We start from the raw sequence: 22,255 nt of genomic DNA, 5'->3' as shown, positions 1-22,255 counted from the left end.
GAATCGGGTTACCCGATACACCGCAGCCGTTGCCGCTGGCCGGCGTTGCTCACCCACAGACGCTGTAATCCACGGGCTCACAGCAAACTAGCAGCTTCCTGGAGGTGATGCCATTGCCTCGCGAGGGCAGGTCGGTGCCGCGTGCGCACAGAGCCGTTCCCGCTAGGCTCATCGCCGTGCAGCATCCGATCCACATCCCGCCGAGTGCGCCGGCGCGGCTCGTCGTCCTGGCCTCGGGAACCGGATCGCTGCTGCAGTCGCTGCTGAGCGCCGCCGTCGGCGACTATCCCGCGCGGGTCGCGGCGGTCGGGGTGGACCGGGACTGTCGCGCCGTCGAGATTGCGCAGGCCGCGTCGATCCCCACATTCTGCGTGCGTCTGAAGGACCACCCGAGCCGCGCCGACTGGGACACCGCGATCGCCGACGCCACCGAAGCGCACCGTCCGGACCTGATCGTATCGGCCGGGTTCATGAAAATACTTGGGCCGGAATTTCTTTCGCGATTCCCGGGTCGCGTCGTCAACACCCACCCGGCGCTGCTTCCGGCGTTTCCGGGCGCTCACGCGGTGCCCGACGCGCTGGCCTACGGGGTCAAGGTCACCGGGTGCACGGTGCATCTGGTGGACGCCGGAGTCGACACCGGCCCGATCCTGGCTCAGGAACCTATCGAGATTCTCGACGATGACGACGAAGACACGTTGCACGAACGCATCAAGGTCACCGAACGGCGGCTGTTGGTGGATGTGCTGGCCGCGCTGGCTCAGCGCGGCGTGACCTGGAGTGGCAGAAAGGCGACCATAGGATGACCGCGGGGACTGTAGGCAAGAGGCCGATCCGGCGCGCGCTGATCAGCGTGTACGACAAGAGCGGACTGATCCCGCTCGCGCAGGGTCTGCACGAGGCGGGCGTGGCCATCGTCTCCACCGGTTCGACCGCCAAAACTATTGCCGACAAAGGCATCCCGGTCACCCCGGTGGAGTTCGTCACCGGCTTTCCCGAGATTCTCGACGGCCGGGTCAAGACGCTGCACCCGCACATCCACGCCGGTCTGCTTGCCGACACCCGCAAGCCGGAGCACCTCGCGGCTCTCGGCGAGCTGAAGATCGAGCCGTTCGACCTCGTCGTGGTCAACCTCTATCCGTTCACCGAGACCGTCGATTCGGGTGCCGAGGTGCAGGAGTGCGTCGAGCAGATCGACATCGGCGGTCCCTCGATGGTGCGCGCCTCCGCCAAGAACCATGCCAGCGTGGCTGTCGTCGTCGATCCGCTCGGATACGACGGCGTTCTGGCCGCGGTCCGGTCCGGTGGCTTCACGCTCGCCGAGCGACAGAAGTTGGCGGCACTGGCTTTTCGGCACACCGCGGAGTACGACGTCGCGGTCGCCGGCTGGATGGGCTCGGTGCTGGCCCCCGAGGAGGGCCCGGAAGAAGATGCGGCGGCCCTCCTGCCGCCGTGGTTCGGCCGCACCTGGCGGCGCACCTCGCAGCTGCGCTACGGCGAGAACCCCCATCAGCAGGCCGCGCTCTACAGCGACGAGTCCGGCTGGCCGGGTCTGGCCCAGGCCGAGCAGCTGCACGGAAAAGAGATGTCCTACAACAACTTCACCGATGCCGATGCGGCATGGCGGGCCGCGTTCGATCACGAGGAGATCTGCGTCGCCATCATCAAGCACGCCAACCCGTGCGGCATCGCGATCTCGTCGGTGTCGGTGGCCGATGCGCACCGCAAGGCCCACGAATGCGATCCGCTGAGCGCGTTCGGCGGGGTGATCGCGGCCAACACCGAGATCACGGTGGAGATGGCCGAGTTCGTCTCGGAGATTTTCACCGAGGTCATCATCGCGCCGGCTTATCAGCCCGGTGCGGTGGAGATCTTGGCCCGCAAGAAGAACATTCGCGTGCTCGTGGCCGCCCAGCCACCGGTCGGTGGAGCGGAGTTGCGCCAGATCAGCGGAGGTCTGCTGATCCAGGAGCGCGATGCGCTGGACGCACCCGGCGACGACCCGGCGAACTGGACCCTGGCGACCGGCACCCCGGCGGACGCGGCGACGCTGACCGACCTGCGGTTCGCCTGGCGCACCTGCCGCGCGGTGAAGTCCAACGCGATCGTGGTGGCCGCCGATGGCGCCACGGTCGGGGTGGGCATGGGCCAGGTCAACCGTGTCGACGCGGCACGGCTGGCGGTGGAGCGTGGTGGCGAGCGGGTCCGCGGTGCGGTGGCGGCCAGCGACGCGTTCTTCCCGTTCCCGGACGGGCTGGAGACGCTGACGGCGGCGGGCGTCAAGGCCGTCGTGCACCCCGGCGGATCGATGCGCGACGAACTGGTGACCGAGGCCGCGGCGAAGGCCGGGATCACGCTCTACCTCACCGGGGCCCGGCACTTCGCGCACTGACCGCGGGTATTCCGGCCGGGCGAAATATGACTTTGCGCTGACCGCGTAATGCCCCGGTGGCGTGGCAGTCGTAGCGTGGAGAGGTGACTTCACCTGACAACCTTCCCCGCACTCTTGGCGAACTGCGCGCTTCCGGGCATCGGGAGCGCAGCGTCAAGCAGGAGATCCGGGAGAACCTCCTGACCGCGCTGGCCGAAGGAGATGAGGTCTGGCCTGGCATTTTCGGCTTCGAGGACACCGTCTTGCCGCAGCTGGAACGGGCGCTGATCGCCGGGCACGACTTCGTCCTGCTCGGCGAGCGCGGGCAGGGCAAGACCCGGCTGCTGCGCTCGTTGCAGAATCTGCTCGACGAGTGGACACCGGTGATCGCCGGGTCCGAACTCGGCGAGCATCCCTACACGCCGATCACCCCGGAGTCGATCCGGCGGGCAGGGGAGTCCGGTGACGATCTGCCCATCGAGTGGCGCCACCGCAGTGAGCGCTACACCGAGAAGCTGGCCACCCCGGATACCAGCGTGGCGGACCTGGTCGGTGACATCGACCCGATCAAGGTTGCCGAGGGTCGCAGTCTCGGTGACCCGGAGACCATCGCCTACGGCCTGATCCCGCGGGCGCATCGCGGCATCGTCGCGGTCAACGAGCTGCCCGATCTGGCCGAGCGCATCCAGGTCTCGATGCTCAATGTGATGGAGGAGCGCGACATCCAGGTGCGCGGCTACACGTTGCGGCTGCCGCTGGACGTGCTGGTGGTGGCCAGCGCCAACCCCGAGGACTACACCAACCGCGGGCGCATCATCACTCCGCTGAAGGACCGCTTCGGCGCCGAGATCCGCACGCACTACCCGCGTGAACTCGACGCCGAGGTCGGCGTGATCACCCAGGAGGCGCACCTGTCGGCGCAGGTTCCGACCTACCTGATGCAGATCATCGCCCGATTCGCGCGCTATCTGCGGGAGTCCAATTCGGTCGACCAGCGGTCCGGTGTGTCCGCGCGCTTCGCGATCGCCGCCGCCGAGACCGTTGCCGCCTCGGCCCGCCATCGCGGCGCGATCCTGGGCGAGGAGGAACCGGTGGCCCGCGTGGTCGACCTCGGCACGATCATCGACGTGCTGCGCGGAAAGCTGGAGTTCGAGTCCGGCGAGGAGGGGCGCGAGCAGGCGGTGCTCGAGCATCTGCTGCGTCGCGCCACCGCCGACACCGCACAGCGGGTGCTGGGCGGCATCGACGTCGGCACGCTGGTGGCGGCCGTCGAGGGTGGCTCTGCGGTGACCACCGGCGAGCAGGTCGCGGCCAAGGACGTGCTGGCGGCATTGCCGGACCTGCCGGTGATCGACGAGATCGCCAAGCGGCTGGACGCCGAAACCGAAGGGGAGCGGGCCGCAGCGCTCGAATTGGCCCTGGAGGCACTGTATCTCGCGAAGCGGATCGACAAGGTGACAGGAGAAGGCGAAACCGTCTATGGCTAAAGCGGATCGGGGACACTCACACGACTCCCGGTATTCGGCCTATACCGGGGGCCCTGATCCGCTTGCCCCGCCGGTGGATCTGCGCGACGCGCTCGAGCAGATCGGGCAGGACGTCATGGAGGGCACGTCGCCGCGGCGTGCCTTGTCCGAGCTGTTGCGACGCGGAACCAAGAACACCAAGGGTGCCGACAGGCTCGCCGCGGAGGTGAACCGTCGGCGCCGAGAGCTGTTGAACCGCAACAACCTTGACGGCACCCTGCAAGAGATCAAGAAGCTGCTCGACGACGCGGTGCTCTCTGAGCGCAAGGAACTGGCGCGCGCGCTGGACGACGACGCCCGATTCCAGGAGCTGCAGATCGAGTCGCTCTCGCCGTCGCCGGCCAAGGCCGTGCAAGAGCTGTCGGACTACAACTGGCGCAGCCCGGAGGCGCGCCAGAAGTACGAGCAGATCAAGGATCTGCTCGGCCGGGAGATGCTCGATCAGCGGTTCGCCGGCATGAAGCAGGCGCTCGAGAACGCCACCGATGAGGACCGGCAAGCGGTCAACGAGATGCTCGACGACCTGAACGACCTGCTGGACAAGCACTCTCGCGGCGAGGACAGCGCGCAAGATTTCGACGACTTCATGCGCAAGCACGGCCAGTACTTTCCGGAGAATCCCAAGAACGTCGAGGAACTACTCGATTCGCTGGCGCAGCGGGCTGCGGCCGCGCAGCGCTTCCGCAACAGTCTCACCCCGGACCAGCGCGCCGAGCTGGATGCGTTGGCGCAGCAGGCGTTCGGTTCACCGCAACTGATGAACGCGCTGAATCGGCTCGACTCGCACCTGCAGGCTGCCCGGCCGGGTGAGGACTGGACCGGTTCGTCGGAATTCTCCGGCGACAACCCGCTCGGTATGGGGGAGGGCGCCCAGGCGATGGCCGACATCGCCGAACTCGAGCAGCTTGCCGAGCAGCTGTCGCAGAGCTACGCCGGTGCCACCATGGATGACGTAGACCTCGACGCGCTGGCCCGTCAGCTCGGTGATCAGGCCGCCATCGATGCGCGGACGCTGGCCGAGCTGGAACGTGCGCTGATGAACCAGGGCTTCCTGGATCGCGGTTCCGACGGGCAGTGGCGGCTGTCGCCCAAGGCCATGCGCCAGCTCGGGCAGACCGCGCTTCGCGATGTCGCCCAACAGCTTTCGGGCCGGCACGGTGAGCGCGACACTCGTCGTGCCGGCGCGGCAGGCGAACTCACCGGCGCCACCCGGCCGTGGGCGTTCGGCGACACCGAGCCCTGGAACGTCACCCGCACCCTGACCAACGCGGTGCTGCGGCGGGCCGGCGGGCCGGCCGAAGGGCCGTTGCGGATCAGTGTCGACGACGTCGAGGTGTCGGAAACCGAGACTCGCACGCAGTCGGCGGTGGCGCTACTGGTCGACACCTCGTTCTCGATGGTGATGGAGAACCGGTGGCTGCCGATGAAGCAGACCGCGCTGGCGCTCAACCATCTGGTGAGCACCAGGTTCCGCTCGGATGCGCTGCAGATCATCGCCTTCGGCCGCTACGCCCGCACCGTGAGCGCGGCCGAGCTGACCGGGCTCGAGGGTGTCTACGAGCAGGGCACCAATCTGCACCACGCGCTGGCGCTGGCGGTACGGCATCTGCGCCGCCACCCCAACGCCCAACCGGTGGTACTGGTGGTCACCGACGGTGAGCCCACGGCGCACCTGGAGGATTTCGACGGTAGGGGTTCGTCGGTGTTCTTTGACTACCCGCCGCATCCGCGGACCATCGCGCACACTGTGCGCGGTTTCGACGAGGTCGCGCGACTCGGTGCGCAGGTGACGATCTTCCGACTCGGAAACGACCCCGGCCTGGCCCGATTCATCGATCAGGTCGCTCGCCGCGTCGAGGGCCGGGTGGTGGTGCCGGACCTGGACGGTCTGGGCGCGGCGGTCGTGGGCGACTACCTGCGGTCGCGCCGGCGCCGGCCATGAACTGAGAAGCTCTCAGGTATTCAGCAAATCTGGGACGCCCCTGCGTGGTGGCCCGGTTGATGGTGTGCTCAGCAAAGGGCGTGGCAAACGAGTTTGTTATTGACGTCAAGGTTCTCGGGCGTACGGAGGTAGCGAACACGTGCAACACGTCGGTAACCCGAATGTTTCTCCACCGTCAATTGGCTACCGGACGCCCGCCAGTCCTGCGTGATTGGTGTGAAAAAAGCGAAGTACTTAAGTCCCCGAATTCCGTGGTACCGCTTGCCGAGGGGCAAACAGCCCCTTAGTATCTATCAGGATCTTCTAAGATTCGTATCAGCAAAGCACCGAGTTCGTCACGACCCTGGCGAACCGCACCAACAAGGGGAATTAGCAATGGCGTCAAGGACTCGGCCTTTCCTGGTGACCGGCGCGGCACTGGCCAGTGCAGCTGCCATCGTCGCCGTCTCACCGGCGTACCTTCCGACTCACGACATCGCGCTGGGTGCCTCCACCCCCCTGCCGCTGTCGACGGCCAAGTACGAGCTGACGGCGATCACCGACATCACCATCCAGGGCATCAACGACGCCTACTGGTTCGGATGGGGCGGCTACATCCAGACCGACAACACCTACTACCCGGGCGTGAGCGACATCTACGTCAGCGGCGCCTCGGGTGTGCTGTACTACCTGGTCGACAACGCCGCCGAGACGTTCATCCCCGGCTTCGACCTCGACAACTACTACTTCGAGATCGGCGCTCCCTCGATTCCCTACGTGGGCGCCGGTGAGCTCTTCGGCACCAGCTCGCCGATCTTCCAGGCCGCGCAGGCGACGTTCTACTACGGCATCCCGAACGTCATCAATTCGATCGTCTCGTCGGCCGCACAGCTGGTCCCAACCTTCGATCTGGGCCCGGTGAAGCTCGGTGGCGGCATCCTGGCCAGCCTGTTCTTCTACGGGCAGACGCCGGACTACAACCCCACCACCGGCGCCGGCTTCAGCTACAGCACCAACGGCCTGTCGGCGATCTTGGCCTACGTGTCAACGTCGATCTCGGACAATCTGCCCGGTGCACCCTCGGGGGCAGCACTCAGCGGTGCCGTCAGTGCGGCAGCCGCGACCATTCAGAACGACATCAAGGGTCTCGAGACGGCCGTGAAGTCCGCGGCCGGCATCACCACAACCACCGCGTCGTCGGCGGCGTCGAAGTCGACCGCCAAGACGACGGCCGCCGAGGTCAAGACCGAGTCCGAGGGCACGACCGACAGCGGCGGCTCATCCACCGAGAGCGCCGGCTCGTCGACCGACACCACCACGTCGACCGACACCACTACGTCGACTGACACCACCACGTCGACCGACGACAGTGCCACCACCCCAGCGAAGTCGACCGGTGCGGTGGCCCCCAAGGCCCCGACGTCGTCGACCAAGCCGAGCACCAAGCCGGCCAAGCCGCAGAACCCGCTCGCCAAGATCGGCAAGCGGATCTCGGACGCCCTCGGCGGAGGCAAGAAGACCAAGTCGGACTCCAGCTCGTCGAGCGACTCGTCCTCGTCGTCGAGCTCGTCCTCGAGCAGCTCGGGCTCAGGCAAAAGCGCGAAGTAACACACCTGCACCAACAACGTCGGCCCCTTCCGATTGGAAGGGGCCGACGTTGTTGCGGCCAGGTCAGCGTGATTCGGGTGCGTTGGGCTTGCGGTTCTTGCGTTTGATGCCGACGCCGCCCCACAACGAGAAGCCGCGGATGGTGACTTTCGGTGCCCCCGGTGTACCCGGGCCGTCGACGTCGTGGTCGAACCCACCCATCACGCCCACTCCGTGGACCTCCACAGTGATCTCCGGCGGAAGCAGGATGGTCTGGCCACCCATGATCGAATACGCGTGAATCTCCACGTTCGCCGACGTGAAATCGGCGTAGCGCAAATCGATGACGCCGCCGCCTAACAGCGTGAAGGTCGTGATGCGGCCGGGAACGTTCCATCGGCCGCGGCGCTCGAACCCGCTGAGGATCGCCAACAAGAGCGTCTTGGGTGCCGGCTTCGAAGCGCCACGCCGGTTCGACGCGTCGGCAGCCTCCGGCAGGTCCTCGGTGAGCCGATCGAGGTCCTCATAGGTTTGCGCGGCGTATGCCTTCGCCAACCGTTGCTCGTATTCAGTGAGCGCCAGACGGCCCCGGGAGGCGGCCTCGGAGAGCAGTTGGGCAACCTGGATGCGGTCTGTATCAGCAGCCCGCGTCGATGCGTCCCGTGGTGTCAAGTTGCTCATCGCTTACGAGGGTACGACTCTGGTCGGCAACCGCAAGAGCGTTCGCTGTTCTCTCACGCTGTGTTATCGCACCCAGCGTGGCGGGCGTTTCTGCAGAAACGCGAGCATCCCTTCGTGAGCTTCCTCGGAGACGAACAGCCGGGCCGATTCCGTGGCCAAGTCCTCGGCGTCGCGGTCGAAGCGGGCTAGAACATCGGCTGTGGTCAGTGCTTTCGATGCCGCCAGCCCCTGCGGTGAGCCACGCCCCAGGTCGGTCACGATGCCCGCGACCGCAGCCTCCACGTCGTCGGCGGCCAGCGTGATCACGCCGATCTCGGCGGCTGTCGGTGCGGTGAACGTCTCACCCGTGAGGTAGTAGCGGGCCGCCGCGCGCGCCGTCATCTTCGGCAGCAATGTCAGAGAAATGACAGCAGGAGCCACCCCGATGCGCGCCTCGGTCAGTGCGAACGTGCTGCGCGGGCCTGCGACCGCGATGTCGCACGCCCCCACCAGCCCGAGACCGCCGGCCCGGACGTGACCGTCGATGGCCGCCACCACAGGCATCGGTGATTCGACAATCGCCCGCAGCAGCGCCGCCATCTCGCGACCCCGCGCGGCGGTCATCTCGAACGGGTCGCCGTCCGACGCTTCGCTCAGGTCGGCACCGGCACAGAACGTGCCGCCGGTGTGACCCAGCACCACGGTCCGTACCGCCGGGTCGGTCGCCGCCGCGCGCAGTCCGGCATGCAACTGCTCCACCAGTCGGGTGGACAGCGCGTTGCGGTTGTGCGGGGAGTCGAGCGTCAGCCGGGCTACGTGACCGTCGACGGCGTAGGAGACGAGCCGGTTCATCTCACTCCCCATGTCGCTTCGCTCCTGCCCGCCGCGTCATCAGTAAGACCGGGGCAGGCCGAGCGACGTCTGAGCGACGAAGTTGAGGATCATCTCCCGGCTGACCGGCGCGATACGCGCCAGCCGGGACGCGGTGAGCATCGACGCGACGCCGTACTCCTTGGTGAGCCCGTTGCCGCCGAGGGACTGCACAGCCTGGTCGACGGCCTTGGTGGACGCCTCGCCCGCGGCGTACTTGGCCATGTTGGCGGCTTCGGCGGCGCCGAAGTCGTCGCCGGCGTCATACAGCGCGGCAGCCTTCTGCATCATCAGCTTCGCGAGTTCGATCTCGATGTAGTTCTGCGCCAACGGATGCGCGATGCCCTGGTGCGCGCCGATCGGCGTCTTCCACACCTGGCGGGTCTTGACGTACTCGGCCGCCTTGCCGAGCACGTGGCGTCCCGCACCGATCGCGTTGGCCGCACCCATGATTCGTTCCGGGTTCAGGCCGGCGAACAGCTGCGCGATCGCGGCGTCCTCCGAACCGACCAGCGCATCCGCGGGCAGCCGGACATCGTCGATGAAGACCTGGAATTGGCTTTCCGGACTGACGATCTCCATGTCGATCTTGGTGAACGAGAAGCCCGGGGTGTCGGTCGGCACGATGAACAACGCCGGCTTGAGGTTGCCGGTCTTGGCTTCTTCGGTGCGGCCGACGACCAGCACCGCCTGGGCCTGGTCGACACCGGAGATGTAGACCTTCTGGCCGGACAGAACCCAGTCGCTGCCGTCGCGGCGTGCGGTGGTGGTGATCTTGTGGGAGTTCGAGCCCGCGTCGGGTTCGGTGATGGCGAAGGCCATGGTGATCGAACCGTCGGCAATACCGGGCAGCCAGCGCTTCTTCTGGTCGTCGGTGCCGAACTTGCTGATGATGGTCCCGTTGATCGCCGGTGACACCACCAGCATCAGCAGCGCGCAGCCGTGGGCGGCCATCTCCTCCATCACCAGGGACAGCTCGTACATGCCTGCGCCGCCGCCGCCGTACTCCTCCGGAAGGTTGACCCCGACGAAGCCGAGTTTGGCTGCCTCGGACCACAATTCGTCGGTGTGCTCGCCGGCGCGGGCCTTGGCCAGGTAGTAGTCCGAGCCGTAGCTCGCCGCCATCGCGCCGACGGCCTTACGCAGCTCCTGGCGTTCGGCACTCTCGATGAAGCCGGTGTCCGTCATGTGTCTCCCTCTCCGGTGTCCGGGCTCTCCACCCGGGCTAGGACGGTCCCCACATCGACCTGCTGGCCGACGCTGACCTCCAGTTGGGTCACCACGCCATCGGCTGGCGCGGTGATCGTGTGTTCCATCTTCATCGCCTCCAGCCACACCAGCGGCTGACCGAGTGTGACCGTGTCACCCAGGCCCGCGCCCAGCCGGATCACCGCGCCCGGCATGGGAGCCAGCAACGATCCCTTCTCGACCCCTCTGCCCGGTTCGGGGAATCTGGGCACGGCAGTCAACGCGACCGGTCCCCGTGGCGAGTCCACGAATACCTCTGTGCCATAACGGCTCACACTGAAAGCGGTGGCGACCCCCGCGTCGTCGGCCAGCACGACCTGGCCGGGCTGCGCCGACAACACGGTCACCCCGGGATCGTCGGGCAGGACCACCCCGGCGCGGGTGAACCGATAGCTGACCCGGTGCTCCTGCTCGCCGGCCGAGTAGCTCTTGAGCTGATTGCCGGACACGACGTTGCGCCAGCCGCTGGGAATCTCGCCCAATACCCGTGCGCCGGCGCGGTTGCCTGCGGCATCGGCCAGTGCGGCGGCGACAGCGGAAAGCCGTGTCGCACGGTCGTCGGCGAGCGGCCGGGCCAGATCGGGCAGGCCGTGGGTGTCGAAGAACGCGGTGTCGGTGGCTCCGTCCAGGAAGCTCTGGTGGCGAAGGACATTGACGAGCAGGTCGCGGTTGGTGCGGATGCCGTGCAGCCGGGCACCGGCAAGTGCGGCGGCGAGCACCCGGGCGGCGCGTTGCCGGGTGTGGGCGTACGAGATCACCTTGGCCAGCATGGGGTCGTAGTGGATCGACACCGTCGCCCGGTCGTCGATGCCGGAGTCCAGCCGGATACCGGTGTCGGCGATGAGGCCGAAAGTGGTTGTCACGCCGGGCACCTCGAACTGGTGAACCCGCCCGGCCTGGGGTTGCCAGTTCTTGGCGGGATCTTCGGCATAGATGCGGGCCTCGATCGAGTGGCCGCGGGCGGCCGGGGGTTGTGCGCCGAGCTGCTCGCCGTCGGCCACCGCCAGCTGAAGCTCGACGAGGTCCAGGCCGGTGGTGAGTTCGGTGACGGGATGTTCGACCTGAAGCCGGGTGTTCATCTCCAGGAAGTAGAACTCACCCTCGTCGTCGGCCAGGAACTCCACGGTGCCCGCACCGGTGTAGCCGATAGCGCCGGCCGCCAGCCGGGCGGCGTCGAACAACCTCTCCCGCATACCCGCAATGCGTTCGACCAACGGGGAGGGCGCTTCCTCGATGATCTTCTGGTGCCTGCGCTGGATGGAGCATTCCCGCTCGCCGACCGCCCAGACCGTGCCGTGCCGATCGGCGAGGACCTGCACTTCGACGTGGTGGCCTCCTGCCAGGTATCGCTCGCAGAACACCGTCGGATCGCCGAACGCCGACTGCGCCTCGCGCTGGGCCGCTTCCACCTGACCTGGCAGTTCGGCGAGGCCGGTCACCACCCGCATGCCGCGGCCGCCGCCGCCTGCCGACGCCTTCACCAGCACGGGCAGTTGTGCTGCGGTGACCGTCGACGGGTCGAGCTCCTCGAGAACCGGCACTCCCGCGGCGGCCATCATCTTCTTCGCCTCGATCTTCGAGCCCATCGACGCGACGGCGGCCACCGGCGGACCGATCCACGTCAACCCGGCGTCGATGACGGACTTCGCGAAATCAGCGTTCTCGGACAGGAACCCGTAGCCGGGGTGGATCGCGTCGGCGCCCGAGGTCTGCGCGGCCGCGATGATCTGCGCGGCGTGGAGGTAACCGTCGAGTCGCACCCGGGCGTCGGCTTCGGCGACGTGGGGCGCGTCGACGTCCGGGTCCGTGTAGACGGCCACCGTGCCGACGCCGAGCCGGCGGCAGGTGGCGAACACCCGGCGGGCGATTTCGCCGCGGTTGGCAACGAGAACTCGAGTGATCATGGGGCTCACATCCGGAAGACGCCGAAGTTCGACGTCCCCTCGATCGGTGCATTGGCTATGGCGGACAGACACATTCCCAAGACGGTGCGGGTGTCCCGCGGATCGATCACCCCGTCGTCGTAGATGCGGCCGGACAGGAACATCGGCAGCGACTCGGCTTCGATCTGCGCCTCGACCGCGGCCCGTAACGCGGCATCGGCGGCCTCGTCAACGACGCCGCCGCGGGCCTCGGTGGCCGCACGGTTCACGATGGACAGGACGCCGGCCAGCTGGGCACCGCCCATCACCGCGGATTTGGCGCTGGGCCAGGCGAACAGGAAGCGCGGGTCGTAGGCGCGGCCGCACATGCCGTAGTGGCCGGCCCCGTAGGAGGCGCCGATCAGCAGCGAGATGTGCGGGACGCGCGAGTTGGACACGGCGTTGATCATCATCGAGCCGTGCTTGATCATCCCGCCTTCCTCGTACGCCTTGCCGACCATGTACCCGGTTGTGTTGTGCAGGAACAGCAGTGGCGTGTTGGACCGGTTGGCCAGCTGGATGAACTGGGTGGCTTTCTGCGACTCCTCGCTGAACAGCACGCCGCGCGCGTTGGCCAGGATGCCCACCGGGTAGCCGTGCAGGGTTGCCCAGCCGGTCACCAGTGACGGGCCGTACATGGCTTTGAACTCGTCGAAGTCCGAGCCGTCGACGATGCGCGCGATCACCTCGCGCGGATCGAACGGGATTCGCAGATCGGCGGACACGATGCCCAGCAGTTCGTCGGGGTCGGCGAGCGGCGGGGTGACCGGGCGCGGTGCCGGGCCCTGCTTGGTCCAGTTCAGCCGGGCGACGATGAGCCGGCCGATCCGGATGGCATCGACTTCGTCGACGGCAAGGTAATCACCCAAACCCGATACCCTGGCGTGCATTTCGGCGCCACCGAGCGACTCATCGTCGGACTCCTCGCCGGTGGCCATCTTGACCAGCGGCGGCCCGGCCAGGAACACCTTCGAGCGTTCCTTGATCATCACCACGTGATCGGACATGCCGGGGATGTAGGCGCCGCCGGCGGTGGAGTTGCCGAACACCAGCGCGATCGTCGGGATGCCCGCCGCGGACAGCCGGGTCAGGTCGCGGAACATCTGACCGCCCGGGATGAAGATCTCTTTCTGCGTCGGTAGATCCGCGCCGCCGGACTCCACCAGGGAGATCACCGGCAGCCGGTTCTCGAAGGCCACCTGGTTGGCCCGCAGGATCTTCTTCAGCGTCCAGGGGTTACTGGTGCCACCTTTGACGGTGGGATCGTTGGCGACCAGCAGACACTCGACACCTTCCACCACGCCGATGCCGGTCACCAGGCTGGCGCCGACCTGAAAGTCGCTGCCGTATGCGGCCAGTGGGCACAGTTCGAGGAACGGCGAATCAGGGTCGACCAGTAACTCGATGCGCTCGCGGGCGGTGAGCTTCCCGCGCGCGTGGTGCCGGTCGACATACTTGGGACCGCCACCGGACAGTGCTTTCGCCAGCTCGCCGTCGATCTCGGCGAGCTTCGCGGTCATCGCCTCGGCTGCCTCCAGGTAGGTGGGTGCCGTCGGGTCGAGGGTGGAGTACAGGACGGTCATGCCTGGTATCCAAGTGCCTTGGCGGCCAGGCCGGTGAGGATTTCGGTGGTTCCACCGCCGATACCCAGGATTCGCATGTCCCGGTATTGGCGTTCGACCTCGCACTCGGTCATGTACCCCATCCCTCCGAAGAGCTGAACGGCTTGGTGGGCCACCCATTCGCCGGCCTCCACCGCGGTGTTCTTCGCGAAACACACTTCAGCGATGAGATTGGCCTCCCCGGCCAGTTGCCGTTCCACCACATGGCGCGAATACACCCGCGCCACGTCGATACGCCGTGCCATCTCGGCCAGGGTGTTCTGCACGGCCTGCCGGGAGATCAGCGGCCTGCCGAACGTCTCGCGGTCCCGGCACCATTGCAGAGTCAGGTCCAGGCAACGTTGCGCCGACGAATAGGCCTGAGCCGCAAGGCCGATGCGCTCGGAGACGAAGGCCTGTGCGATCTGTGCGAAGCCGGTGTTCTCGGCGCCGACGAGGTTGGCCGCCGCGACCCGGGCGTCGGTATACGACAGCTCGGCAGTGTCGGAGGAGCGCCAGCCCATCTTGTCCAGCCGCCGGGTTACGTCGAAACCTGGTGTGCCCTTGTCCACGACCAGAAGAGAAACCCCTGCCGCTCCCGGAAGTTCCGGCCCGCCGGTGCGGACGGCGGTGACGACGTAATCGGCCCGCACTCCGGAGGTGATGTAGGTCTTCGCGCCGTTGACCACGTATTCGTCACCGGTCCGACTGGCCGTTGTCCGCAAGTGGCCGACATCGGAGCCGCCGCCGGGTTCGGTGATCGCCAGCGAGCCGATCAACTCGCCGCGCAGGGTCGGGCGCACGTACGCCTCGATCAGCCGCTCATCGCCGGTGGCGGCCATGTGCGGAACGGCGATACCGCAGGTGAACAGCGAGGCGAAAACGCCTCCGGGAGTGCCGGATTCGTGTAGTTGCTCGCAAATGATCAGCGAGTCCGCGGCGTCTCCACCGCCGCCGCCGACCGACTCCGGGAGGTCGGCGCCCAGCAGACCCGCAGCCGCGGCGCGTCGGTGCAGGTCGCGGGGAAGTTCCCCGGCGCGCTCCCATTCCTCGATGTGCGGCAGGATCTCGCGTTCGGCAAAGCTGCGTACGGTTTTCCGCAGCTGCTGACGTTCGGGGGTGTTCCAGATGTTCACAGAAGCTCTTCCGGTGTTCACAGAAGCTCTTCCGGGATGTCGATGTGCCGGCTTCGCAGCCACTCGCCGAGACCTTTCGCTTGCGGGTCGAATCGTGCTTGATAGGCGACGCCCTGCCCGAGGATGCCGTCGATGACGAAGTTCACCGCCCGCAGGTTCGTCAGCAGGTGCCGGGCAATCGGGAGATCTTTTGTCTCCGGGAGCAGTTCGCGCAGCCTGTCGACGGTCAGCGTGTGCGCCAGCCAGCGCCACTGCTCGTCGGTGCGTACCCACACACCGACATTGGCCGCGCCGCCCTTGTCGCCGCTGCGCGCCCCGGCGATCGCGCCGAGCGGCACCCGCCGGGTCGGTCCCGGTGCCGGTGGCTCAGGCAGCGGCGGAGTGTCGACGGCGGCCAGTTCCACGGTGGTCGCGGCGGGGGCGATGCCGGCGCGGCCGCCATCCGGTCGCACCGCAACCTGCTCGACCTCGGTCGCAGGCACGTAGCCGGCGGTGAACACGCCGTAGACCTGCCCGTCGCCCGGGGGCGCGGTCGAGGTGAAGCCCGGATAGGACGCGAGTGCGAGTTCGACTGCGGCCGAGGAGAATTGACGACCGACTGCCGTGGGGTCCGGGTCGCGCACGACACAACTCAGCAGCGCGCTGGCCGCCTCCTCGGTGTCGGCGTCGACATGGTCGGTGCGGGCCAGCGTCCAGCCCATCTCGGCTGGCTTCACGCGCAGGGCCGACTCCAGTTGGCTGCGCACCAGGGCGGCCTTGGCCTCGATGTCCAGCCCGGTGAGCACGAACGTCACCGCGTTGCGGAACCCGCCGATGCTGTTCAGCGAGACCTTCAGCGACGGGGGCGGCGGCTCGCCGCGGACGCCGCTGATTCGGACGCGGTCGGGGCCGTCGCCGGACAGCGCGATCGTGTCGAACCGGGCCGTGACGTCGGGGTTGGCGTAGCGGGCACCGCCGATTTCGTAGAGCAGCTGCGCGGTGACGGTGCCGACGCTGACCTGCCCGCCGGTCCTGGAGTGTTTGGTGATCACCGAGGACCCGTCGGCGTGGACTTCGGCCAGCGGGAAACCGGCATGACCCAGGTCGGCGATCTCGGTGAAGAACGAGTAGTTGCCGCCGGTGGCCTGCGCTCCGCATTCGATGACGTGGCCCGCCACCACCGCGCCGGCCAGCCGGTCGTAGTCGGCGCGGCCCCAGCCGAAATGTGCCGCGGCCGGACCCACCACCACCGAGGCGTCGGTGACCCGGCCGGTCACCACGATGTCGGCCCCCGCGTGCAGGCAGTCGACGATGCCCCAGGCCCCCAGATAGGCGTTGGCGGTCAATGGCGAGCCCAGCCCCAGATCGCCGGCACGGGGGAGAAGATCGTCGCCTTCGACGTGGGCGACCTTTGCCTGAATGCCCAGCCGCTCGGCCAGCCCGCGAACTGCGTCGGCCAGTCCGGCCGGGTTGAGGCCGCCGGCGTTGGCGACGATGCGGACCCCGCGTTCGATGGCGAGTCCGAGGCATTCCTCGAGCTGGGTCAGGAAGGTCTTGGCGTAGCCACGATCGGGATTCTTCATCTTGTCCCGGCCGAGAATGAGCATCGTGAGCTCGGCCAGGTAGTCGCCGGTCAGGTAGTCGAGTTCGCCGCCGGTGAGCATCTCGCGCATGGCGCCGATGCGGTCACCATAGAAGCCCGAACAGTTACCGATCCGCACCGCATCTGCCACGCGCGCTGTCTTCCCTTCACTGGCACCCGATTCCGGGTCGCTCCGCTCCTACCCGCCGAACCAACCAACCGGTAGGTTACTTGGGACCGCCGGTTCCCCGTCAAGGGTTCAGAGCACTCGTCCCGGGTGTTTTGGAGCCGACGCAGGTGAGCGGCTATCCTGAGATGTAATTGTTGGCCGTCGGCATGTCAGAGTCTCTGCGCGGCGACACCCCTGATCAAGGAGAAGCACGTCATGGCTGTGCCCAAGCGCAGAATGTCGCGCGCGAACACCCGCAGTCGGCGCGCGCAGTGGAAGGCCGAGGCCACCGGTCTGGTCAACGTTTCCGTCGGCGGTCGCCAGCACAAGGTTCCCCGCCGGTTGCTCAAGGCCGCGCGCCTCGGACTGATCGATCTCGACAAGCGCTGACGCCGTTCGCCGGCCGCGAATTGCCTGCTCGCGCGGCGTGCCTCTCAGGCCAATCTCAGGCGTTGGGTTGAGACTGTGGCTGTGCGAATACTTGTCGTTGATGATGATCGCGCTGTGCGCGAGTCGCTCCGCCGGTCTCTTTCCTTCAATGGATATTCGGTAGACCTGGCGCAGGACGGCGTCGAAGCTCTCGACGCGATCGCCAATGACCGGCCCGATGCGCTCGTGCTCGACGTGATGATGCCCCGGCTGGACGGCCTCGAGGTTTGTCGCCAGCTGCGCAGCACGGGCGACGATCTTCCGATCCTGGTTCTGACCGCTCGTGACTCGGTGTCCGAGCGGGTGGCCGGCCTGGACGCCGGTGCCGATGACTATCTGCCCAAGCCGTTCGCCCTCGAAGAGTTGCTGGCCCGGATGCGTGCGCTGCTGCGCCGGACCGGTCCCGAGGAGCAGTCCGATTCCGCGGTGATGACGTTCGGCGATCTGACGCTCGACCCGGTGACCCGCGAGGTGCATCGCGGCAAACGCGCCATCAGCTTGACCCGCACCGAGTTCGCGTTGCTGGAGATGTTGATCGCCAATCCGCGTCGGGTGCTCACCCGCAGCCGCATTCTCGAGGAGGTGTGGGGTTTCGACTTCCCGACCTCGGGCAATGCGCTGGAGGTATACGTCGGCTACCTACGCCGAAAGACTGAAGCGGAAGGAGAGCCGCGGCTGATCCACACCGTGCGGGGTGTGGGCTACGTGCTGCGTGAGACACCGCCCTGATGTCACCACTGAGGCGGCGCGCGCGGGCTGAGCGGGCGCCGGAAGAGCCGACGTCATCGTTGTCATTGCGATGGCGGGTGATGCTGCTGGCCATGTCCATGGTGGCGATGGTCGTGGTGCTGATGGCGGTCGCGGTGTACGCCGTGGTGTCCGCCGCGCTCTATACCGACATCGACAACCAGCTGCAGAGCCGCGCGAGCCTTCTGATCGCCAGCGGTTCCCTGCAAGCCGACCCCGGTAAGGCCATCGAAGGCACCGCGTATTCCGACGTCAACGCGATGCTGGTCAACCCGGGGCGTTCGACGTACACCGCGAATCAGCAGGGCCAGAAGCTGCCCGTCGGCGAGCCGGAGAAATCCGTCATCGACGGCGAGCTGTTGATGTCTCGCCGCACCGTCGGCAACCAGCGGGTGCTGGCGGTTCACTTGCCCGACAACAGATCACTGCTCATCTCCAAGAGCCTGGCTCCCACCAATGCGGTGATGACCAAACTGAAATGGGTCCTGCTGGCGGTGGGCGGCATCGGCGTCGTGGTCGCCGCGATCGCCGGCGGGATGGTGGCGCGCACCGGTCTGCGGCCGGTGGCCCGGCTCACCGAGGCCGCCGAACGGGTGGCGCGCACCGATGACCTGCGTCCCATCCCGGTGTTCGGCAGTGACGAACTCGCCAGGCTCACCGAGACGTTCAACACGATGCTGCGCGCGCTGACCGAATCCCGCGAGCGGCAGGCCCGGCTGGTTGCGGACGCCGGCCACGAGCTGCGCACACCGCTGACCTCACTGCGAACCAACGTCGAGCTGCTGATGGCATCGATGAAACCGGGTGCCCCGCGGCTGCCGGAGAGCGAGATGGCCGACCTGCGCACCGATGTGATCGGGCAGATCGAGGAGCTGTCCACTCTGGTAGGCGATCTCGTCGACCTGACCCGTGAGGATGCCGGCGGACTGGTCCACGAGGCGGTCGATCTCAGTGACATCGTCGATCGCAGTCTGGAAAGGGCGCGCAGGCGCCGCAACGATGTCCAGTTCGACGTCGACGTCGTCGGATGGCAGGTCTATGGCGATCCGGCCGGACTGTCCCGGGCGGTGGTCAATCTGCTTGACAACGCGGCGAAGTGGAGCCCGTCGGGTGCGCACGTCGGCGTGCGGCTTCGTCAGGTGGACGCCGCCCACGCCGAACTCGTGGTGTCCGATTACGGGCCGGGAATCCCCCCGCATGAACGCGGCCTGGTCTTCGAGCGGTTCTACCGGTCGGCGTCGGCGCGGGCGATGCCCGGGTCCGGGCTGGGCCTGGCGATCGTCAAACAGGTCGTGGTCAAGCACGGGGGCATGATCCGCATCGGAGAAACGGTTCCCGGCAGACAGCCGCCGGGCACGTCGTTCTTCGTCCTGCTGCCGGGTCTGCCAATCTCCGCGGAAGCCTACCGAGACGACGATTCAGCCGAAAGCGAAAACACGGCCACAATCGCCAGGACCAATGGTGATCGCCGCTTTCATGAGAAAAAACCCAACGTTGGACCGAGTGTTATCTCAGTCGATTCTCAGTAGTGCAAGGCAAGCTGTGGTGAGCATTTGTGAGCATTCTGCGAACAGGAAGAGCGACCTGACGACATGACCGACCACTCGAGGTACTCGCCGCCGCAGCAGCCCGGGCCCCCGGGGCCGAATCAGCCTGCGGCGCCGGGGTATTCACCCCAGCCGAGGACAGCCGGTTATCAGCAGCCGTATGACTGGCGCTACGCCACCGCGCAACAGCATCAGCAATACCGGCAACCGTACGACCCGTATCAGGCTGCGCGGCAAGGAAATACGCCGACGGCGGCGGGTTACGCTCCGATGCCCCCGCGCCCTCGCTCGCGCGCAGGCGCATTGGTGGCAGGCGCGCTGGCGATCGCGATCGTTTCGGCGGGAGTCGGTGGCGGTGTGGTGCTGCTCGCACATCCGGACCATCAGACGGTGGGCTCCGGGCTCGGAGGTTCGCCCGTCGGGGCAACCAACGTGCCTGCGGCGAACCTGCCGGTGGGATCGGTCGAGCAGGTGGCGGCCAAGGTGGTACCCAGCGTCGTCAAGCTCGAGACCGAGTTCGGTCGCCAGTCCGAGGAGGGTTCGGGGATCATCCTGTCTTCGGATGGGCTGATCCTGACCAACAACCATGTCGTTTCCGGGGCCAAGGGCGATCCGGCTTCTGTCCCGCCCGCGATCCCGGGTCTGCCAGGTGCGCCGGGTCTGCCCGGAGCCCCGGGTATGCCCGGGAGTCCCGGCGGGCCCGGCGGCCAAGGTGGTGCCGGCGGCCAGGGTGGCGCGGGTGGCGGGGCGCCGACGACCACGGTGACGTTCGCCGACGGTCGCACCGCACCCTTCACTGTGGTGGGTACCGACCCGGCCAGTGACATCGCCGTCGTTCGGGCTCAGGGAGTGTCCGGCCTGACGCCCATCAGCCTGGGGTCGTCGGCCAACCTGCGGGTCGGCCAGGACGTGGTGGCGGTCGGTTCGCCGCTCGGCCTGGAGGGCACCGTCACCACCGGCATCGTCAGCGCACTGAACCGTCCGGTCGCCACCGGCGGTGACACCAACAACCAGAACACGGTGCTCGACGCCATCCAGACCGACGCCGCGATCAATCCGGGTAACTCGGGTGGTGCGCTGGTGAATATGAGCGGCGAGCTGGTGGGCGTGAACTCCGCGATCGCGACGATGGGTGGCGATTCCCCTGACGCCCAGAGCGGTTCGATCGGCCTTGGCTTCGCGATCCCGGTCGCCCAGGCCAAACGGATCGCCGACGAGCTGATCAGCACCGGCACCGCCACGCACGCGTCGCTGGGTGTCCAGGTCAGCAATGACACCACGACACATGGAGCGAAGATCGTCGATGTCACCAAGGGGGGCGCTGCCGCAGCCGCCGGGCTGCCCAACGGCGTGGTGGTGACCAAGGTCGACGACCGGGTGATCGGTAGCGCCGACGCACTGGTGGCCGCGGTCCGGTCACGGGCGCCCGGCGATCAGGTGACGCTGACGTACAAGGACCCGTCGGGCTCGGATCGCACCGTGCAGGTCACGCTCGGAAAGGCTGCCCAATGATCCGGGTGGTGGGTGAACATCCCATGACAGCCGGTGGTGCGGCTGCCGGGATGTCACCGGGCAGATATACGGTGACATCCATGGAACAGCCAGGGGAGCTGGTGGGGCGCGCGCTCGTCGTCGTCGTCGACGACCGCACGGCCCACGGCGATGAGGAGGACCACAGCGGGCCGTTGGTCACCGAGCTGCTCGCCGAGGCGGGTTTCGTGGTGGACGGCGTTGTGGCGGTGTCCGCCGACGAGGTCGAGATCCGGAACGCGCTGAACACGGCTGTGATCGGTGGTGTCGACCTCGTGGTGTCGGTGGGCGGTACGGGTGTGACTCCGCGCGACGTGACGCCGGAAGCCACCAGGACGATCCTCGACCGTGAACTGCTGGGGATCTCGGAGGCGTTGCGCGCCTCCGGGCTGTCCGCGGGAATCACCGACGCGGGCTTGTCCCGCGGTCTGGCCGGGATTTCCGGCAGCACATTGGTCGTCAACATCGCCGGCTCGCGGTACGCGGTCCGCGACGGTATGGCGACGCTGAACCCGCTGGCGACCCATGTCATCGGTGAGCTGTCCAGCCTCGAGATCTAAGCAAGCTTCACCCGGAGCGCCGGCGAGGAATTATTTCCGCGGCGTAACGTCAATTATCACCATCACCACCGGGGTCGGAGGCGTTGTGTTAACACCCTGTGAACTGCACAAATATCAAGATTGTGATCTTTATCACAATCTGCGGTTCCTGTGATGGGCAGTCCCCGCGAGAACCGAATCGCAGTTAACAAGATTTTCGGTTCCGAGTTGCCCCAGGAGTCCTCCGACGAGCGCGATCCGGAGCCAAATCGCGACCGCGAAGACCGGGACGAGTGGTTGCGGGAGAACGTCCCGCCGCACCACGGCGGATGATCAGCAGGTGGTGATCGGCAGGTCCGGGTGCGCCGCGACGTTGGCCGCCGGTTCCGGTCAGATGGCCGACCCGCCCGGTTCGCGCCCGTTTCCGCTCGACGGAATCAGTTCCCGGTTAACCGGGGCTATCTTCCCAGCAAACTTCCCCGCGCAAACACCGGTTCGGCGCACCGCGACGCTATGCGTTGCCGCCCCGATGTCATCCCGTTATGTTCCTCGTGTCAACGATGAGCAGAGCGTAAGAGCGGTGTGTGAGGGACTCTCATTGAACTGCTGTGCGCCGTGGGCGGTGTCAGCATCTTGTGACCCGAGCACGAAAACACACTCGGTTAGCCCTCGGGTCAGCCGTCGACATAGCTAGGGAGAACATGAAGGTAATCGGTCGGGTACTGGTGGCGATGATCGCTGCCGTCGCGGCGTTGTTCGTCGGGACAGGTACCTCGCACGCGGGTTTGGATAATGAGCTGAGTCTGGTCGACGGCGGTGGCCGGACGATGACGGTGCAGCAGTGGGACACCTTCCTCAACGGTGTGTTCCCGTTGGACCGCAACCGGCTGA

17 protein-coding genes and 1 pseudogene are annotated in these 22,255 nt (G+C 67.1%); 11 read left to right on the top strand and 7 right to left on the bottom strand.

The window, feature by feature from the left end; translation table 11 throughout:
* Nucleotides 1-176 precede the first annotated feature (176 nt).
* The 5 genes from purN to CRM90_RS22145 all read left to right on the top strand — a co-directional run bounded on the left by purN (nucleotide 177) and on the right by CRM90_RS22145 (nucleotide 7,426).
* Nucleotides 177-806, top strand: coding sequence for a phosphoribosylglycinamide formyltransferase (gene purN, locus CRM90_RS22165; RefSeq protein ID WP_102809090.1), 630 nt, complete (start codon nucleotides 177-179; stop codon nucleotides 804-806).
* Entirely contained in the window at nucleotides 803-2,392 is a 1,590-nt protein-coding gene (gene purH / locus CRM90_RS22160; RefSeq protein WP_102809089.1) for a bifunctional phosphoribosylaminoimidazolecarboxamide formyltransferase/IMP cyclohydrolase, read from the top strand. The genes purN and purH overlap by 4 nt, the downstream gene beginning before the upstream one ends.
* 83 nt (nucleotides 2,393-2,475) lie before the next feature.
* Complete coding sequence (locus CRM90_RS22155) at nucleotides 2,476-3,858, top strand: sigma 54-interacting transcriptional regulator (protein WP_102809088.1); 1,383 nt, start codon at nucleotides 2,476-2,478, stop codon at nucleotides 3,856-3,858.
* Entirely contained in the window at nucleotides 3,851-5,839 is a 1,989-nt protein-coding gene (locus tag CRM90_RS22150; RefSeq protein WP_102809087.1) for a vWA domain-containing protein, read from the top strand. Before CRM90_RS22155 ends, CRM90_RS22150 begins: the two co-directional genes overlap by 8 nt.
* 375 nt (nucleotides 5,840-6,214) lie before the next feature.
* Nucleotides 6,215-7,426 (top strand): hypothetical protein, encoded by a 1,212-nt coding sequence (locus CRM90_RS22145; RefSeq protein ID WP_142391419.1) that lies wholly within the window; start codon nucleotides 6,215-6,217, stop codon nucleotides 7,424-7,426.
* A gap of 63 nt (nucleotides 7,427-7,489) precedes the next feature.
* Here the strand turns inward: CRM90_RS22145 and CRM90_RS22140 are convergent, their stop codons facing one another.
* The 7 genes from CRM90_RS22140 to CRM90_RS22110 all read right to left on the bottom strand — a co-directional run bounded on the left by CRM90_RS22140 (nucleotide 7,490) and on the right by CRM90_RS22110 (nucleotide 16,542).
* Nucleotides 7,490-8,086 carry a DUF1707 SHOCT-like domain-containing protein gene (locus CRM90_RS22140; protein WP_102809085.1) on the bottom strand — a complete coding sequence of 199 codons (597 nt, stop codon included), beginning with the start codon at nucleotides 8,084-8,086 and terminating at the stop codon, nucleotides 7,490-7,492.
* A gap of 63 nt (nucleotides 8,087-8,149) precedes the next feature.
* Nucleotides 8,150-8,917, bottom strand: coding sequence for an enoyl-CoA hydratase family protein (locus CRM90_RS22135; RefSeq protein WP_199190001.1), 768 nt, complete (start codon nucleotides 8,915-8,917; stop codon nucleotides 8,150-8,152).
* Between the two features lie 39 nt (nucleotides 8,918-8,956).
* On the bottom strand, nucleotides 8,957-10,123 hold the full coding sequence (locus tag CRM90_RS22130) for an acyl-CoA dehydrogenase family protein (protein ID WP_102809083.1): 1,167 nt from the start codon (nucleotides 10,121-10,123) through the stop codon (nucleotides 8,957-8,959).
* A complete protein-coding gene (locus CRM90_RS22125; protein WP_102809082.1) occupies nucleotides 10,120-12,087 on the bottom strand; it encodes an acetyl/propionyl/methylcrotonyl-CoA carboxylase subunit alpha in 1,968 nt (655 codons plus the stop codon). Before CRM90_RS22125 ends, CRM90_RS22130 begins: the two co-directional genes overlap by 4 nt.
* 5 nt (nucleotides 12,088-12,092) lie before the next feature.
* Nucleotides 12,093-13,688 carry an acyl-CoA carboxylase subunit beta gene (locus tag CRM90_RS22120; RefSeq protein WP_102809081.1) on the bottom strand — a complete coding sequence of 532 codons (1,596 nt, stop codon included), beginning with the start codon at nucleotides 13,686-13,688 and terminating at the stop codon, nucleotides 12,093-12,095.
* Nucleotides 13,685-14,842 carry an acyl-CoA dehydrogenase family protein gene (locus CRM90_RS22115; protein WP_102809147.1) on the bottom strand — a complete coding sequence of 386 codons (1,158 nt, stop codon included), beginning with the start codon at nucleotides 14,840-14,842 and terminating at the stop codon, nucleotides 13,685-13,687. The genes CRM90_RS22120 and CRM90_RS22115 overlap by 4 nt, the downstream gene beginning before the upstream one ends.
* A gap of 17 nt (nucleotides 14,843-14,859) precedes the next feature.
* Nucleotides 14,860-16,542 (bottom strand): acyclic terpene utilization AtuA family protein, encoded by a 1,683-nt coding sequence (locus CRM90_RS22110; RefSeq protein WP_102809146.1) that lies wholly within the window; start codon nucleotides 16,540-16,542, stop codon nucleotides 14,860-14,862.
* Between the two features lie 246 nt (nucleotides 16,543-16,788).
* Here CRM90_RS22110 and rpmF point away from each other — a divergent pair, with 246 nt between their 5' ends.
* From rpmF to CRM90_RS22080, 6 genes and pseudogenes are all read left to right on the top strand, one after another.
* On the top strand, nucleotides 16,789-16,962 hold the full coding sequence (gene rpmF / locus CRM90_RS22105; RefSeq protein ID WP_005139771.1) for a 50S ribosomal protein L32: 174 nt from the start codon (nucleotides 16,789-16,791) through the stop codon (nucleotides 16,960-16,962).
* Between the two features lie 81 nt (nucleotides 16,963-17,043).
* Complete coding sequence (locus CRM90_RS22100; RefSeq protein WP_036346178.1) at nucleotides 17,044-17,730, top strand: response regulator transcription factor; 687 nt, start codon at nucleotides 17,044-17,046, stop codon at nucleotides 17,728-17,730.
* Nucleotides 17,730-19,277 carry a HAMP domain-containing sensor histidine kinase gene (locus tag CRM90_RS22095; RefSeq protein WP_102809079.1) on the top strand — a complete coding sequence of 516 codons (1,548 nt, stop codon included), beginning with the start codon at nucleotides 17,730-17,732 and terminating at the stop codon, nucleotides 19,275-19,277. Before CRM90_RS22100 ends, CRM90_RS22095 begins: the two co-directional genes overlap by 1 nt.
* Before the next feature lie 63 nt (nucleotides 19,278-19,340).
* Nucleotides 19,341-20,807, top strand: coding sequence for a S1C family serine protease (locus CRM90_RS22090; protein ID WP_102809078.1), 1,467 nt, complete (start codon nucleotides 19,341-19,343; stop codon nucleotides 20,805-20,807).
* A 50-nt stretch (nucleotides 20,808-20,857) separates the two neighbouring features.
* Nucleotides 20,858-21,385, top strand: coding sequence for a MogA/MoaB family molybdenum cofactor biosynthesis protein (locus CRM90_RS22085; RefSeq protein ID WP_199190000.1), 528 nt, complete (start codon nucleotides 20,858-20,860; stop codon nucleotides 21,383-21,385).
* Between the two features lie 680 nt (nucleotides 21,386-22,065).
* Nucleotides 22,066-22,255: pseudogene (locus tag CRM90_RS22080) on the top strand (MspA family porin); the annotation flags it as partial.

It is taken from the genome of Mycobacterium sp. ENV421 (genome assembly GCF_002887815.1).
Classification (GTDB): domain Bacteria; phylum Actinomycetota; class Actinomycetes; order Mycobacteriales; family Mycobacteriaceae; genus Mycobacterium.
Note: the sequence above shows the minus strand (reverse complement) of the source record. Positions and strands in the feature narration are given on the sequence as shown.